The organism is Deltaproteobacteria bacterium, from assembly GCA_019310525.1.
In the GTDB taxonomy this organism is placed as follows: Bacteria; Desulfobacterota; DSM-4660; order Desulfatiglandales; family HGW-15; genus JAFDEE01.
Genome location: JAFDEE010000032.1, coordinates 1 through 15,334, shown reverse-complemented (window position 1 = coordinate 15,334; position 15,334 = coordinate 1). Strand labels below are relative to the sequence as shown.

Annotated in this window: 13 protein-coding genes, 4 tRNA genes and 1 pseudogene; 15 read left to right on the top strand and 3 right to left on the bottom strand. The window is 52.0% G+C overall.

Translation table 11 applies throughout. The features are described from left to right. Positions 1 to 18: 18 nt before the first annotated feature. The 9 genes and pseudogenes from aprB (at position 19) to JRF57_07655 (ending at position 11,084) form a co-directional block, all read left to right on the top strand. Complete coding sequence (aprB, locus tag JRF57_07695) at positions 19 to 456, top strand: adenylyl-sulfate reductase subunit beta (GenBank protein ID MBW2303579.1); 438 nt, start codon at positions 19 to 21, stop codon at positions 454 to 456. A gap of 22 nt (positions 457 to 478) precedes the next feature. Continuing rightward, positions 479 to 2,362 (top strand): adenylyl-sulfate reductase subunit alpha, encoded by a 1,884-nt coding sequence (aprA, locus tag JRF57_07690; protein ID MBW2303578.1) that lies wholly within the window; start codon positions 479 to 481, stop codon positions 2,360 to 2,362. A 687-nt stretch (positions 2,363 to 3,049) separates the two neighbouring features. Continuing rightward, positions 3,050 to 4,750 carry an electron transfer flavoprotein-ubiquinone oxidoreductase gene (locus JRF57_07685; protein MBW2303577.1) on the top strand — a complete coding sequence of 567 codons (1,701 nt, stop codon included), beginning with the start codon at positions 3,050 to 3,052 and terminating at the stop codon, positions 4,748 to 4,750. A gap of 340 nt (positions 4,751 to 5,090) precedes the next feature. Further along, a complete protein-coding gene (locus JRF57_07680) occupies positions 5,091 to 6,356 on the top strand; it encodes a CoB--CoM heterodisulfide reductase iron-sulfur subunit A family protein (GenBank protein ID MBW2303576.1) in 1,266 nt (421 codons plus the stop codon). A 5-nt stretch (positions 6,357 to 6,361) separates the two neighbouring features. Next, the gene (locus JRF57_07675; GenBank protein MBW2303575.1) at positions 6,362 to 8,593 is read left to right on the top strand and encodes a hydrogenase iron-sulfur subunit; all 2,232 of its coding nucleotides are present in this window, start codon (positions 6,362 to 6,364) and stop codon (positions 8,591 to 8,593) included. Positions 8,594 to 8,690: 97 nt separating this feature from the next. Then, positions 8,691 to 9,848 carry a 4Fe-4S dicluster domain-containing protein gene (locus tag JRF57_07670; GenBank protein ID MBW2303574.1) on the top strand — a complete coding sequence of 386 codons (1,158 nt, stop codon included), beginning with the start codon at positions 8,691 to 8,693 and terminating at the stop codon, positions 9,846 to 9,848. A 173-nt stretch (positions 9,849 to 10,021) separates the two neighbouring features. After that, the gene (locus JRF57_07665) at positions 10,022 to 10,291 is read left to right on the top strand and encodes an ogr/Delta-like zinc finger family protein (protein MBW2303573.1); all 270 of its coding nucleotides are present in this window, start codon (positions 10,022 to 10,024) and stop codon (positions 10,289 to 10,291) included. A 25-nt stretch (positions 10,292 to 10,316) separates the two neighbouring features. Continuing rightward, positions 10,317 to 10,400 (top strand): annotated as a pseudogene (locus JRF57_07660) (SEC-C domain-containing protein). Next, positions 10,383 to 11,084 carry a hypothetical protein gene (locus JRF57_07655; protein ID MBW2303572.1) on the top strand — a complete coding sequence of 234 codons (702 nt, stop codon included), beginning with the start codon at positions 10,383 to 10,385 and terminating at the stop codon, positions 11,082 to 11,084. Before JRF57_07660 ends, JRF57_07655 begins: the two are co-directional and overlap by 18 nt. 41 nt (positions 11,085 to 11,125) lie before the next feature. On the opposite strand, the gene JRF57_07650 is transcribed toward JRF57_07655, so the two are convergent. Together JRF57_07650 and JRF57_07645 are read right to left on the bottom strand one after the other, a co-directional pair. After that, positions 11,126 to 11,893: a YkgJ family cysteine cluster protein gene (locus JRF57_07650; protein ID MBW2303571.1), complete on the bottom strand. Its 768-nt coding sequence runs from the start codon at positions 11,891 to 11,893 to the stop codon at positions 11,126 to 11,128. 37 nt (positions 11,894 to 11,930) lie between these two features. Beyond that, complete coding sequence (locus JRF57_07645; protein MBW2303570.1) at positions 11,931 to 12,641, bottom strand: YkgJ family cysteine cluster protein; 711 nt, start codon at positions 12,639 to 12,641, stop codon at positions 11,931 to 11,933. A 196-nt stretch (positions 12,642 to 12,837) separates the two neighbouring features. Between JRF57_07645 and ndk the strand changes: the two genes are divergently transcribed. Beyond that, entirely contained in the window at positions 12,838 to 13,254 is a 417-nt protein-coding gene (gene ndk / locus JRF57_07640) for a nucleoside-diphosphate kinase (protein MBW2303569.1), read from the top strand. A 186-nt stretch (positions 13,255 to 13,440) separates the two neighbouring features. Here ndk and JRF57_07635 read toward each other — a convergent pair whose 3' ends face one another. Beyond that, entirely contained in the window at positions 13,441 to 13,728 is a 288-nt protein-coding gene (locus JRF57_07635) for a hypothetical protein (GenBank protein MBW2303568.1), read from the bottom strand. A gap of 867 nt (positions 13,729 to 14,595) precedes the next feature. On the opposite strand from JRF57_07635, the gene JRF57_07630 reads away from it, so the two are divergent. The 5 genes from JRF57_07630 to JRF57_07610 form a co-directional block, all read left to right on the top strand. Next, a tRNA-Thr gene (locus JRF57_07630) sits at positions 14,596 to 14,671 on the top strand. A gap of 20 nt (positions 14,672 to 14,691) precedes the next feature. Beyond that, a tRNA-Tyr gene (locus tag JRF57_07625) sits at positions 14,692 to 14,776 on the top strand. Between the two features lie 69 nt (positions 14,777 to 14,845). Continuing rightward, positions 14,846 to 14,922, top strand: a tRNA-Gly gene (locus JRF57_07620). A gap of 158 nt (positions 14,923 to 15,080) precedes the next feature. Then, a tRNA-Thr gene (locus JRF57_07615) sits at positions 15,081 to 15,157 on the top strand. A gap of 82 nt (positions 15,158 to 15,239) precedes the next feature. Further along, positions 15,240 to 15,334: elongation factor Tu (locus JRF57_07610; GenBank protein MBW2303567.1), on the top strand; the 95-nt coding region annotated here is incomplete at its 3' end.

Sequence of the window (15,334 nt, the reverse complement as noted above, 5' to 3'; positions counted from 1 at the left end):
CATTTAGGAGGTATAGGAATGCCAAGTTATGTGATTACGGAGAAATGCGACGGCTGCAAGGGACAAGACAAGACTGCGTGCATGTATATCTGTCCTAACGACCTGATGGTCCTGGACAAGGAGAGGATGAAGGCCTACAACCGGGATCCTCAGATGTGCTGGGAATGCATGTGCTGCGTCAAGATCTGCCCCCAGCAGGCCATGGATGTCCGCGGGTATGCGGACTTCATGCCCCTGGGTGCCAGCGCAACACCATTGAGGGGATCCGAGGATATCATGTGGACCGTCAAGTTCCGCGACGGCTCTATCAAGAGATTCAAGTTCCCCATCCGGACCACTCCCGAGGGATCCGCGGATCCTCTGGGTGGTTTCCCCACTCATGATGATTTGAACAGTCAGGCCTTAGCAACCGAGCCGGCGTCTCTTGGTCTCGATGCCGTTCCCACAAGAAACTAAACATTAGAGGAGGTGTAGAGATATGGCAAATTTTGAAACCGTGGAAGTTAGCACCGACCTCCTGATTCTGGGCGGTGGGTTTTCTGCATGCGGGGCTGCCACTGAGGCGTCCTATTGGGCCAAGAAACATGGACTCAAGGTCACTCTGGTTGACAAGGCTGCGTTGGACCGAAGCGGTGCGGTGGCCATGGGTCTCTCGGCTATTAACCAGTACGTCGGAGTCAAGGACGGGGAGAATACGGTCGAGGACTATGTCCGTTACGTCCGTCAGGACCTCATGGGTGTTTCCAGGGAGGACCTCGTTTACAACATCGCCCGTCATGTGGACTCCACGGTCCACTTGTTCGAAAAATGGGGCCTGAAGATCTGGAAGGACGAAGAAGGCAAGTACGTCCACGAGGGTCGTTGGCAGCTCATGATCAACGGTGAGTCTTACAAGATCATCATCGCCGAGGCCGCCAAGAACGCTATCGCGGATGCAGGCGGTGAGATCTTTGAGCGGGTCTTCATCGTAGAGCCCCTGATGGATGGAAACCGCTGTGTCGGTGCAGTGGGATTCAGCACCCGCGAAGAAAAATTTTATGTATTCAAGGCAAAGGCCGTCATCGCGGGAATGGGCGGCGCGGTTCACGTATTTCGTCCGCGTTCCGTGGGTGAAGGTTTCGGCCGCTCCTGGTATCCTCCTTTCAACTCCGGTTCCAGTGCTTACTTCACCATCCGGGCCGGGGCCGAGATGACCTGCCAGGAAGTGCGTTTTATCCCGGTAAGGTTCAAGGATGCCTATGGTCCTGTGGGCGCTTGGTTCCTTCTTTTCAAGTCCAGGGCCATCAGTGCCGAGGGCGGTGACTACATGGTCGAACATGCCGATGTCCTGAACGAATATGCTCCCTATGGTCTGGCCAAACCCATCCCGGCCAACCTGCGGAATTACCTCGGCATGCTGGATACCGATGCTGGCAAGGGCCCGCTTTACATGGAGACCCACGAGGCCATCCAGAACCTGGCCGAGCAGTACAAGGACGATCCCAAGGCCTTCAAGAGGAAAATGAAGGAACTGGAAAGCGAGGCGTGGGAAGACTTCCTCGACATGACGATCTCCCAGGCCATCCTGTGGGCTTCCTTGAACGTGAAGCCGGAAGAGAAACACTCCGAGATCGCGGCCTGTGAGCCCTATTTCATCGGTTCCCATTCCGGCGCTTCCGGTGCCTGGGTCAGCGGTCCCGAGGATCTGGATACCCCCTACAAGTGGGGATACACCAATATGACCACGGTTGACGGTCTGTTCGCCATTGGCGATGCCTCAGGTGCATCCAGCCACAAGTTCTCCTCCGGTTCCCATACCGAAGGCCGGATCGCCGGGAAACAGGCCATCAAGTATATCGTTGAAAAGGGACAGGATCCAAATGTCGATATGGCCAAGGTCGAGGAATTGAAGGCCAAGATCCTGGCTCCGCTGGATCTTTATGAGGCCCACAAGGACGAAACAACCGATCCAGAAGTCAACACCAACTACATCATGCCCAGGCAGTTCCTGCACCGCCTCCAGAAGATCATGGACGAATATGCGGGCGGCGTGACCTCAGCCTTCAAGACCAGCAAGGCCTTGTTGGAGAGAGCCCTTGAACTCCTGGAATTCCTGAGAGAGGACTCTGACAAGCAGGCCGCCTCCAGTCTCCATGAACTCATGAGGGTTTGGGAGAACATCCAGAGGATGTGGCAGGCCGAAGCCCATGTGCGCAGCATCCATTTCAGGGAAGAGACAAGGTGGCCGGGTTATTACTTCCGGGCCGACACCCCCAAGATGGATGAGGAAAACTGGAAATGTTTCGTCAACTGCCGCTGGGATCCCAACACGAACCAGTGGGAGATGATGAAGAAAGATATCTGGACAATGCCCGGTGTTTAAGGACTTGTCCTAGATAATGAGATGCCTCGGCCCCGGGGATAAGCGGGGCCGGGGCATTCTTTTGACATTCTTTTACGGGATATCTTTAGGGATTCTCTATGGGCATCCGAAGGAGCGAGACCTTTGAAAAGCGCTCCCTTTTGCCCAATCTCGGCGCCTGCCTGTGCCGGGCCTATCTGCCGTTCCAACGGGACAGGCAGGCACGGCAGACAGGTCAGACTCAAACCGGGGACCCACCCGTTGGGTGGGGAGTCCAAGCGTAGTGCGGACAAATTTTAATCCTCGAAATGCTTCAATGTATGGATGCCTGTCCCGCTTGTCATCTTAAGCGGGGTGGTTAAAAGTTTCGCCTTCCTTGACCTTGAACAAAATTGAACGTTTTTCAAAGGTCTCGGAGCCTGTGGCGACATTTGACCGGGGCGTGGATCGGAAATTTAGGCTTGAACTTTTTTTAGGGGGTATGCTATAGACTCGTAGGCTGAATTGTGCCGCAAGAATAGATCCTTACGTGGTTTTGTAGGTCTTACGGCATTGAGGGCCTCATGCGGCGATGCCCCGTCATGAGGCCAGCCCACGAAAGGATGTATTGTTTCCCCTAAAGCGAAATACTTCAAGGCCTTGCCTGAGACGAGGAGGAAAACGCGGTTCAATCGGGTGAGCCAAGAATAGAAAAAGGAGGGCGGAGAAGTGGAAGAAAGAGAAATCATGGAGGTGGACGTGCTCTTTGTAGGCGGAGGGGTTGCCTCTTTGAGTGGAGCACTCCATTTGGCGAACCTGATCAAGAATCACAATGAAAATGTTACGCGGAGCGGTGAGGGTGAAACCCTGGATGAGGTCATGATCGCCGTTCTGGAGAAAGGCGCTTATGTGGGCGCACATGGCATCTCTGGGGCTGTTATGGATCCGATCGCCTTGAGGGAACTCGTCCCGGATTTCAAGAGCAAGGAGGCCCCCCTGGAAGGAGAGGTTACGAAGGAGGAGGTCCTCTATCTGACATCCACCGGCAAGATCAAGGCCCCCATCACGCCCCCACCCCTTAACAACCACGGAAACTACGTCGTTTCCATGGCCCGGTTGAATGAGTGGCTGGGAGGATTGGTCGAAGAAGCGGGTGTGGACATCTTTCCAGGGTTTGCGGGGACCGAGATCCTTTTCGATGGAGATCGGGTCATCGGTGTCAGGACCGGTGATAAAGGTATCGACGCGGATGGCAGCAAGAAACCCAACTATGAGCCGGGGATCGACCTCCAGGCCAAAGTGGTGGTCTTCGGGGATGGTTCAAGAGGAAACCTCACGAAGACATTGATCAAGCGGTTCAATCTGGATGCGGGGAAAAACCCTATCGGTTATGAAGTCGGTGTAAAGGAGGTATGGGAGATACCCGAGGGGCGGATTCAGCCGGGTAACGTCATTCACACCATGGGGTATCCCCTGAAAAGCGATACTTTCGGCGGCGGATTTCTTTACGGCATGAAGAACAATCAGGTGGCCGTGGGACTGTTGATCAGCCTGGATTATCAGGATCCCTATATGGATCCTCATCGGGAATTCCAGAGATTTAAACTCCACCCGTATATCGCCGAGATATTGAAGGGCGGAAAGCTGGTCCAGTTCGGTGCCAAGACCGTTCCCGTGAGCGGATATTTCTCGGTACCCAAGCTTAGTTTTAACGGTGGGATGCTCATCGGGGATTCGGCGGCGCTTTTCAATGGAATGAAAATCAAGGGAATCCATTATGCCATGAAATCGGGCATGCTGGCCGCGGAAACGATCTTGGATGCGCTGATTCGAAAGGATTTCTCGGAGGCCCGGCTTGGAAAGTACCGCGAGGTGTTGACCGAAAGCTATGTAGGGAAAGAACTCTTCAAGGTCCGTAATTTTCACCAGGCCTTTGAGAAGGGCCTCTGGACCGGTCTTTTCAGAGCGGGCATCCAGTTTGTCCTTGGGGGGAGGGACTGGTCCGCGAGGATCCCTGGGACGCCGGATCATACCCATCTGAAGAAGGTGGCGGAATATTACGGGACCAACGCTCCAACGGATGAGCAAACGGGGGCGATCAAGTACGATGGAGAAAGGACCTTTGACAAAGAAACGGATGTCTACTATTCGGGATCAACCCATGAAGAGAAACAGCCGCCCCATCTCAGGATCTTGAATCTCGACATCTGCTATACCACCTGCAGGGAAGAATACCAGAACCCGTGCGTCCGGTTTTGCCCTGCAAACGTGTACGAGTTGGAAGTGGATGAAGAAACCGGAAAGCCGAATATGAAGTTGAATTTCTCGAATTGTGTCCATTGCAAAACCTGCGATATCAAAGATCCTTATGAGAATATCAGCTGGGTGCCTCCCGAGGGTGGAGGTGGGCCCAAATATTCCATGGTGTAACGGGAGATCCACTCCGATCGGCTGCCTGACCACGTAAGGTCCTATCTATTCTCCTCACCACCCGGATGGGGATGAAATTCTGTTGGGCACACAATGGTTCGGAGGATGACTCCGGCCCATTGACATGGTAAACCGGGTTCTTGCCTGGCTTCCCGGGTCGGGGAGACACGCCCAGAGATCGGTTTATTCTGTAAAGTATTATAGCGACATTATCCGGCCCACATAGTAAAGCGCATGTATAGACCCGGCTAGGCCAATGGAAGAGACATCGTCTCATGAGGAAAAGATTCCTCTGGCAGGAGGGCGTTCGAAATACTTCAATTTGCTGAGGAGGACGACTATGGCAAACAACGAGACCCAGAGTATATTGGTGGTCGGTGGCGGCATGAGCGGGCTTACCGCCGCCATTGAAGCAGCAGAGGCAGGATACGATACCTTTATCGTTGAAAAGAATCCCTACTTGGGAGGACGAGTGGCCCAGCTTTTCCACTACTTTCCCAAGTTGTGTCCCCCTTATTGCGGGCTGGAGATAAATTTCAGGAGAATCAAGCAGAATCCCAGGATCCGGTTTTTCACCATGGCCGAGGTGACGGGTATTTCTGGAGAGGAAGGCAATTTTGATGTCTCCATCACCCTGCATCCCCGCTACGTGAACGAAAAGTGTACCGGTTGCGGAAAATGTGCAGAGGTCTGCACCCTGGAAATCGACAATCCCTTCAATTACGGCATGAATAAGATGAAAGCCGCCTATCTGCCCCACGACATGGCCTTTCCCATGCGCTATGTCCTGGATCCGGCGCTGGTAAAGAGCGGAGAGGCCCAAGCTGTAAAGGAGGCTTGCCCATTCGGTGCCATCGATCTCGAGATGGAACCGAAAACCATCTCCCTGAAAGTGGGGGCCATCGTGTGGGCCACGGGATGGAAGCCTTACGACGCCAATAAACTGGATAATTACGGATTCGGCGAGTTGCCGGATGTTATAACCAATGTCATGATGGAGCGCCTGGCCTCGTGGACGGGCCCCACACAGGGGAAAATCCTTAGACCCTCCGATGGAGAGGCTCCAAAGAGCGTGGCCTTCGTCCAGTGCGCCGGTTCCCGTGATGAAAACCATCTTCCCTTTTGCTCCGGGGTCTGCTGCCTGGCTTCCATGAAACAGGCGACCTATGTTCGGGAGCAGTATCCGGACGCCGAGATCTACATCTTTTTCATCGATGTCCGGGCCACGGATCGCCTTGAAAATTTCTATTCCAAGGTCAAGGAAGATGAAAAAATTCACTTCTTCAAAGGGAAGGTGGCCAAGATCACCCCTGAAGAGGGGGGAGGAAAAGGACTGGTGTTAAGGGTCGAGGATACGACCAAGGAGACTCTCAACGAGATCACCGTTGATATGGTGGTACTGGCGACCGGCATGGAACCCAATACCGCCTCGAATCCGCTACCGATCGATGTCCCATACGATGACTATGGATTCGTGGCCTCCGATGGGGTTAAAGCGGGCATTTATGCGGCGGGTTGCGCGAGGGTTCCCACCAACGTCTCAGAATGTGTTCAGGACGGAACGGCGGCGGCCCTTAAGGCCATTCAATCCATCGCGAGGAGGTAAGCCAAATGGAAAAGAAGATAGCAGTCTATATTTGTACGGGATGCGGCATTGGCGATGCCCTCGATGTAGAACAGCTCGGTAAGGTGGCGACCGATGAATGCAAGGTTCCTATTTGTAAGACCCACGCCAATCTCTGCGGCCAGGAAGGAGTCCAATTGATCAAGGACGACATGGCCAATGAGGGTGTAAACACCTTGGTCATCGCGGCCTGTTCTCACCGGGTCATGTACGATGTTTTCAGCTTCGATAACTGCATTTTGGATCGGGTCAACCTTCGAGAACAGGTCGTTTGGAGCCAAAAGCCGGGAGACGAGGACACGCAGATGATGGCTGAGGACTATCTCCGCATGGGGTTGGCCAAGGTCAACGCCATGTCACTCCCTGAACCCTATCAGCCGGAAGAGGAGATCTCCCGTAATATCCTCGTGGTTGGTGGGGGGCTTGCCGGTTTGACATCGGCTCTCGAGGCGGCCAAGGCTGGTTATTCGGTCGTATTGGTGGAAAAGGAAGAACAACTGGGAGGATTTCAGAAAAAAGTCAAACAGGTCGCCACTTCACCCTATAAGGGAATCCAGGATAACGATATCGACGAGTTGATCCAGGCGGTTTCCTCCAACGACAAGATCAGCGTCTATACCGGGGCGACGGTCGAAAAGACGGTAGGGGGGCCGGGTGTGTTCAAGGTAACGATTCGACAGAACGGGTCCAGCGCCGAACATGCCATCGGTGCCATCGTGATGGCGGCAGGATGGGAACCCTATGATCCGAACAGGCTGGACGAATCCCTGGGTTTCGGGACATCTCCCAATGTGCTTACCAATGCCATGTTCGAGGAGAGGTATGTTGAAGGCCCCGTTACCAGGCCCAGTGACGGTAAAGAGGTTTCGGACGTCGCGTTCCTGCAGTGCGCAGGAAGTCGGGATCCGAATCATCTCCCTTACTGCTCTTCGGTCTGCTGCCTGACCTCTCTCAAGCAAGCACTTCGGATCAAGGCGCAGAATCCCGAAGCCAATGTATATGTAGTCTACAAGGAATTGCGGACCCCGGGGCAGGCGGAGGATCTCTACCGGAAAGCTCAGGAGGAGGGTGTAATTTTTATCCGCAGCCAGGATCATGCCGTCAAGGTCAACGGAGATTCTCTGATGGTCGAGGCGGAGGATGAATTACTGGGCGAAAAAGTTCTCCTGGAAAACCTTGACCTCGTTGTCCTGGCCACCGGAATGGTTCCCGTCACCACCCATGGAGAGGACATCTACCAGAAGGTCGAGGAAGAGGACGAGGAAGGGAAGAAGGAAGAAGACGACTTGGCAGTGCCACTCGATGTGATAAGGGAATCGGAAATCCTGAACCTGGAATACAGGCAGGGACCGGAATTGCCTGCCTTGAAGGATGATTTTCCGGATTCGCATTTCATCTGTTTCCCTTATGAAACACGCAGGACCGGCATCTATGCAGCCGGTTGCGTGAGGCGGCCCATGAATATCGCCAATGTCAAGGAAGATGCCGCTGGAGCCGCTATGAAGGCTATACAGTGTATCGAACTGACTTCCAGGGGTGCTGCGGTCCATCCAAGGGCGGGAGACTTGAGCTTCCCGGAATTCGCCATGCAACGCTGTACCCAGTGCAAGCGCTGTACGGTTGAGTGTCCCTTCGGGGCCATCAACGAGGATGAAAAGGCCAACCCCTTGCCCCAACCCACACGCTGCAGAAGGTGCGGCGTATGTATGGGGGCTTGTCCGGAGAGGATCATTTCTTTCAAGAACTATTCTGTTTCCATGATCGGAGACATGATCAAGGCCATCGAGGTGCCTGAAGAAGACGAGGAAAAACCGAGGATTCTGGTCCTGGCCTGTGAAAATGATGCCTATCCTGCCCTGGATATGGCCGGCATCCATCGGATGAAGTACAATCCTTGGGTCCGGGTGATCCCTCTTCGCTGCCTCGGATCCATGAACCTCGTGTGGATCGCGGACTCCCTTTCGAAGGGGATCGACGGCGTACTTCTCCTCGGGTGCCAGCATGGGGATGACTATCAGTGTCATTTCATCAGAGGCAGCGAATTGGCCAATATCCGGTTGAGCAAGGTTTCTGAGACACTGGATCGTTTGGCCCTGGAATCCGAGCGTGTGCGGTTCGAAACGGTCTCGATTATCGACTATGACAAGCTGCCCGCACTCCTGGACGAATTCTCCGAGGCCATTGAAGAGATCGGACCGAATCCCTTCAAAGGTTGGTAATTGGGAGAAGCTGGCAGCGGCAGGATCCGGAGGCTCGCCCTCCGGTATCCCCGCCGTTTGCGGGCCACAACGATAGACGCCCAGAGGAGGTGAAAGCATGAGTGTTAGAGTGGACCCGAACCTGATGAAGGAACTAAGGGAATTCGGGCTGAAAGATGCCAGTAAGTGTTTTCATTGCGGAAATTGCACGGCGGTCTGCCCCCTGTCCACACCGGAGAATCCTTTCCCAAGAAAACTGGTTAAATACGCCCAGATGGGGCTTAAGGATAAGTTATTAAAGAGTCCTGAACCCTGGCTTTGTTATTACTGTGGTGATTGTTCCGACAACTGCCCCCGCCAGGCGGATCCCGGCGAGACGATGATGGTGATGCGCCGCTATCTCACCTCCCAGTATGACTGGACAGGTTTCGCACGGAGGTTTTACACTTCCGAGAAATTCGAAATCTTCGCGATCGTGGTTGTCGCTTTGCTTGTGGGGCTGGCCCTGTTGCTTTTCCGGGCCGGAAATCCCAACATGGAACATGCACACCTGAATTCCGTTTGGCCAGCGCCCGCAATTGAAATAGCAGACCTTATCATGGCCGGTGTGTTAACATTTTTCCTTTTGAGCAACACTTACCGCTGCTTTAGTTTTATCATGGGGGACTTGAAATCAAAAATCCCCCTTGAACATTACCTCATGGAAGCCAAGGAACTCGTCATCCATTTCTTGACCCAGAAGAAATTCAGTGATTGTACGGACAAAATGCAATGGCTGGTACACCTCCTGATCATGACCGGCTATAGTACGGCATTCATGCTGGTTGTAATTTTCCTGGCGGGAGGCATCCATGTCGTGGGTCTTTCCTGGGAGAAGATCATGTTCCAGCGCGATGTGATTTATCCTTTCTTTCATCCGATCAGGTTGCTCGGCTATTATGCCACTTTCGCCCTCCTCTATGGGACGACCTATGCACTGATCGGCAGAATCAAAAAGAGCAAAGCCCCGTACAAGAACTCTCATGGGACGGATTGGATGTTTCTCATCCTTTTGCAGTTGACCACCTTGACCGGTATCATCGTGCACTTCACTCGGCTCCTGGATTGGCCTATGGCGACCTATGTCATCTATGCCATCCATCTCATGATAGCTGTACCCATGCTTGTCCTGGAGGTTCCATTCGCCAAGTGGGCCCATTTGGCCTTCCGGCCGGTAGTCGTCTACCTGATGGCTGTGAAGGACAGGTACGAAAAATCTCTGAAAGGGGCTGCCTAGCAGGGCAGAAAACACGCCTTTCGGATATGATGAGAGCCAAATCCTCGGGGACGACACCGGGATTTGGCTCTTTTCCTGGGAAAGCGGACCTTCATGAGAGCCGGCGGTCTCTCAATGGCGAATCATGAACGGTCCTGCTCCAGACTCGACAACAAGCACCGAAGGAGGAAAAAATGGAAAGCAAGGATGTTCCGAAATGCCCCCATTGCGGTGCCTTAATGAAAAAATGGCGCACTCCAGCGGATTCCACCTGGGCGACGGCCTTCCAGTGGGTCTGTTTCAATGATGAATGCCCATATTTCGTGCGCGGCTGGGACTTCATGATGGAGACCCAGGGTGTCAAGGCCTCGTACAGGCACCGTATGAACCCGGAAACCGGAAAGTCGGGACCGTTGCCCGCTTGGTCCTATGATGCTCACAAGGACCGGATAATCGAAGATTGAAAAAATCTTTCAAGGAAGCCATGTAATGCTGAAGATCGGGAGAAATGACCCCTGTCCTTGTGGCAGTGGAAAAAAATTCAAGAAATGTCACATGGGCAGAGAAGAAGAACTCGCCCTTGGAAACCTGGGACAGGTGAGTCTGGAGGAGATGAGTGAGAGAATCGCCGCCCTGCCCTCCGTGACCCACGGCCGATCACAGGAGATGCTGGAGGCCCTTGACATCCAAGGATTGACGGGAAGTTCCATGGGGATCAAATTCATTGATCTCAAGGCCTACGCCGCGCTCAATGTCTTTGGAACTACCCGCCCTGAAGTCGACGAAGGTAAGAGCGGGGGTATTTTCGTCAATGTCTATAAGACCATGAAGGCGGATCCGGATCACATCTATATTGCCATTTCCAGGGATATCGAGGATTCGACTCTGATTCACGAACTGGCCCATGTCCTGGATTACCTCGGGGGTTCCAGGATTATGCCTGGGAGTCTTACCCCTTTGGCTTACGAACTGGGGATTCCGGCGGAGCACCTGGAACACCCTCACGAGTTCGGAAAGTGGCTGGACTATCTCCAGGAGCGATTCGATGTCCTCTTGGATGCCGATGACGCTATCATCTCCTTCCTTTACCAGAACAACCTCCTGATCAAGGGGAGGGAGATTCAGGAAAAAAATTCTTTCCTGCTGAAATCGAAATCGGACAAGATATTGAAATTTCTAGGTGAAAACAGTGAAAAGATCGATGGATTGATCCGAAACCGGCCCGGGTACATCGGCCCACGAACGGTGGAGGACTGATCCTGTCCCTGGGTGGAAAGGAGAGGATACGGCGCAGGGTCTCAGGCTTTCATCTTGATGGTTCCTTCACCGTAAAGGCTGAATTTCAGCCACCGAAAGGCAAAATGGAGCAAGGCCGTATCGTCGGAGGCGATGTCTTCCCTCTCTGAAGGATTCACCTCGAAAAGCGATAGGAAGCGGGACCTAAAGATGAATTCGCGGAACCGATCCAGGTTGTATGAGGCCATGAAAAACATCTGGATTTTTCGGGGAATCTCATCCGCATTCCCAAGGTTCTTGGATGAGGTAAGGATCTCCTGCCATTGATCATTCAGTCGATTGTATTCCCCTAATCCTTCGTTTTCCATCCATTCTTCCGGGGTCCATCTCCGGCCTTCGCTGAAACCGAGACAATGTTTTTCCCGAACGATGAAGAATTTTTCCTTCGAAACCTTTCCTTTCCCATCCTCCAGTACCATAGAGGCCCGACCAAGCGGATAGATCCTGCACGCCCCCGGCCGGTCCTCGTAAATGGAACATCCATCCGTTGTAACGAAGGGACAAGTCCTCCGATCATCATCCCGCATCTTCAAGATCACACGGGGGAACCTGAAATCGGGCTCCAACCGGGTGTCCGTGTACCGATCCAGGAAAACGTCCGACCTGAGCTCCAGTCGCCTTTTCATCCTGAGGATGTCGTAAGGCGTCAGAACGAGCTTGAGGTCGGCACAACACTTCGTGAAGCATTCGATTCCCCTATGACACCCGAATTGAAACGAGGATTCCTTCAAGGGGTGGAAGACGGTTCCACTTTCCACAGAATCAGGCATGTTGATCCTCTTCACAGGCCCTGGGACGCTGTATTGACTACGGGCGCGGTGTTTCTTTGACCCAGAACAGCTTCTCCCCAAAAAGACCGAATTTGATCCAGTCAAAAGAGAATTTCAGGAGCTCGATGTCGTTTTCCTTTATCCTTTCAACCCGTTCAGGTTCTACGTCCAGGCGATCAAGAAAAGAGCTTTTGAATACGAATTCCCTGAACTTATCGAGATTGTAAAGGGACATGAAGACCATCCTGGAAATGTCTGGGTTGTCGATATCCAGGTCGCGGGCCTGGAGCGGGATTGTGATAGTGGATAGAAGCTCGTTCATTTCATCGTAAGGATCGGTGCCCTGGTCTTTCAGCCATTCATCGATTTTCCAGGTGTCTTTTTCCTTCAGGCCTCCACACCGGGCGGGATCCGTAATCAGGTGAAAAGTCCCATCGTCCGCCATATCCAGGGGATACATCCTGCAGGGCCATGGACGATCAGGATAGACCGAGCAACCCTTTTCAGAAACAAAGGGACACCTCTTGTCATCTTCGTTCATCTTTAGAACGACCATGGGAATAAGACGATTTTTTTTGGGAAGGACCAGGGTATAGCTGTCTAAAAAGGTATCGGATGAGATCCCGAGACCGTTTTTCAGCCTGACCACATCATAGGGCGTGAGCAGAATGGTGACATCCCTGCAGCACTGTGTAAAGCAAGATATTCCCGGGTAACACCTGAAATGGAAGAGGTGTCCCCGGTCCATTCGCTGTTGTTTTCTTTTATCATCCTTTATCAAATCCTGTTGAGTCATGATGCATTCCTTTCCTTTCAATCGATGAATGGACGTGAGGTATAAAATCCTTGACGTAGGACAAACAATTTTGCTTTTATGGGCCAACCTTGGATTCCCAAGGGGTCAAGAGTTACGACTAATGTATCACGGGAGGTCACCAATTGTCATGAACCAGCGAACACTTTCAATCATCAAGCCGGACGGTGTTTCCAGAAGCCTGATCGGGGAAGTCATTAAACGTATCGAGGCCGCGGATCTTAAAATCAAAGCCATGAAGATGATCCACATGACCAAAGAGCAGGCAAAGGGATTTTACAAGGTCCATGAGGGCAAACCGTTCTATGAAAGCCTGACGGATTTCATGTCCTCCGGTCCCTGTATCGTAATGGTGCTCGAGGGCGAGGAGGCCATCAGGCGTTACCGAGAGCTGATGGGGGCCACAAACTACGAGGAGGCGGAAGAGGGCACCATCCGGCGGGAATTTGCAACGGACATCGAAAAGAATGTCGTCCACGGCTCAGACGCAGAGGCTACTGCCCGCTTTGAAATCGGTTATTTTTTCAATGCCCTCGAAATCCACTAAGGCCGAAAACCCAGGGGCCGGTGCGGAAAATTATGTTCCTGAAAAATAAAAAGGGAGACCGTTTTTTCACACACCGGGATGGGAAGAAGCTCTAATACAAACATGGGATCCTTGAACGGATCCCATGTTTGTTGCCCGCGGGTCTATAGATTTCAAAAGACAGGCCCAAAGAGCCTCTTTCACTGGTTAGCCTTCGGTTTTTTCCCCTTCAGCCTGTTTTTCGCCCTTGAGTTCTTTCAGTTCTTCTTTGAGGCTTTCGACTTCGTGTTTGAGATTTTCCCTCTCGTCATTAAGACTTTCAGCGGCTTTCTTATCCTTAATTTCTTCAATGCCCAGGTAGGTCGCTAAGGCGCCCCCTAGAAGGAGCACTGCGGGTATGCCCGCCATCAAAGCCTTGATGAAATATCCCCACCACACAATGAGTCCAATGATCCCCAAAACAAGAGATACCAGACCTCCAGCCAAAGCCATCATAATGTGACACCTCCTGGAAAAATAAAGAATAAATTTTTCTGAAATTCCACTATGTTTCAAGACCGATACAAAACGTCCACTTTTGCCGCGGTCTCAGCGAGACCTTTGAAAAACGCTCCCTTTTGCCCAATCTCGGCGCCTGCCTGTGCCGGGCCTATCTGCCGTTCCAACGGGATAGGCAGGCACGGCAGACAGGTCAGGCTCAAATTTTAATCCTCGAAATACTTCAATCAATGTATTCCTGTGGTTAAAATTTTCGTCTTCCTTGACCTTGAACAAAATTGAACGTTTTTCAAAGGTCTCTCAGCATCCATCTTCGAGTCGCGCTCGGAAAGATCAGCCTCAACACGTTGTTGAAAAACTACCGCACTCCCTACATTTTTCAACAACCTGCTAGACATCAGCCCTGCTGAATCTCGGCAAGGAATAAAATAGAACGTTTTTCAGGGGTCTTGTTTCCTTTTCTCTATAAAGACCGTATAACTGCTTGAAACTTCAATCTTATGGGGAAAACTCTAAAAATAAAGGCTAAATGATTGTTCAGGAAAAGTCAAACAAAAAGGGGTGGGAGTGGTTTTCATTCGTCCATTTTGGGAATGGGGGATATGTTTGGTGCAATAATGAAAATTTTTTAGAATTTTTAGTTGCAATTTTCCTTAATAAGTTTATCATGAAAATTTATAAATTATTCAAATCGGGGAAGAGAAAGAAGCGAAAACTGCAGATTCAGAAGAAAAAGATAGAATATCAGAGAAAATCGCCAATTTATTGCATTCTTTCGTATCATTTCCTGTATTTTCAGAGATAATGTGGTTTGAATTATAATCAGGATGGAATTAAATTTATCTTTTGTCTTTTTCTCGTACAGCCAGCGTAGCTCAGTTGGTAGAGCAACTGACTTGTAATCAGTGGGTCGGGGGTTCAAATCCCTTCGCTGGCTCCATCCTGGAAACATTATTATATGGAGAGGTTCCCGAGCGGTCAAAGGGAGCAGACTGTAAATCTGCCGGCGCAGCCTTCGGAGGTTCGAATCCTCCCCTCTCCACCACGACATTGCAGGCGGGTGTGCCCCGCCGCAACCTAAATGTGTTTAACCGGTGGAATAGACCGGTATTAAGCGGGAATAGCTCAGTTGGCTAGAGCGTCAGCCTTCCAAGCTGAGGGTCGCGGGTTCGAGTCCCGTTTCCCGCTCCATAATTTCGAAGGTTGAGGGTGCAGGTCCAGGCGCCTATTCATCGATGGATCCACCAATCAGGATTCAACAACGGAGAAAATACCGCGGTGACAACCACTGTTTCGTGTGATCTCCGAAATGGGAGCGTGGAGAGGACCTGCCCACGGAAGTAAGGTAAGCCCACGTAGCTCAGTAGGTAGAGCACATCCTTGGTAAGGATGAGGTTCACCGGTTCGATCCCGGTCGTGGGCTCCAATTTTAGTATTAACGGGAGTTGCGCATCTAATTTTTTTGTGTTTCCATCGATGAGGCTTTGACGGTCACAAGGAGGTTAGAGATGTCGAAGAAGAAGTTTGAGAGGACGAAGCCGCATGTAAACGTGGGGACGATAGGGCATATAGATCACGGGAAGACGACGCTGACGGCGGCGAT

Excerpts from the sequence above, each read along its gene's own strand:
- JRF57_07680 (MBW2303576.1), top strand. The coding sequence starts at position 5,091 with ATGGCAAACAACGAGACCCAGAGTATATTGGTGGTCGGTGGCGGCATG.
- JRF57_07665 (MBW2303573.1), top strand. The coding sequence starts at position 10,022 with ATGGAAAGCAAGGATGTTCCGAAATGCCCCCATTGCGGTGCCTTAATG.
- aprA (MBW2303578.1), top strand. The coding sequence starts at position 479 with ATGGCAAATTTTGAAACCGTGGAAGTTAGCACCGACCTCCTGATTCTG.
- aprB (MBW2303579.1), top strand. The coding sequence starts at position 19 with ATGCCAAGTTATGTGATTACGGAGAAATGCGACGGCTGCAAGGGACAA.
- JRF57_07650 (MBW2303571.1), bottom strand. The coding sequence starts at position 11,893 with ATGCCTGATTCTGTGGAAAGTGGAACCGTCTTCCACCCCTTGAAGGAA.
- ndk (MBW2303569.1), top strand. The coding sequence starts at position 12,838 with ATGAACCAGCGAACACTTTCAATCATCAAGCCGGACGGTGTTTCCAGA.
- JRF57_07670 (MBW2303574.1), top strand. The coding sequence starts at position 8,691 with ATGAGTGTTAGAGTGGACCCGAACCTGATGAAGGAACTAAGGGAATTC.
- JRF57_07645 (MBW2303570.1), bottom strand. The coding sequence starts at position 12,641 with ATGGACCGGGGACACCTCTTCCATTTCAGGTGTTACCCGGGAATATCT.
- JRF57_07675 (MBW2303575.1), top strand. The coding sequence starts at position 6,362 with ATGGAAAAGAAGATAGCAGTCTATATTTGTACGGGATGCGGCATTGGC.
- JRF57_07635 (MBW2303568.1), bottom strand. The coding sequence starts at position 13,728 with ATGATGGCTTTGGCTGGAGGTCTGGTATCTCTTGTTTTGGGGATCATT.
- JRF57_07655 (MBW2303572.1), top strand. The coding sequence starts at position 10,383 with ATGGGCAGAGAAGAAGAACTCGCCCTTGGAAACCTGGGACAGGTGAGT.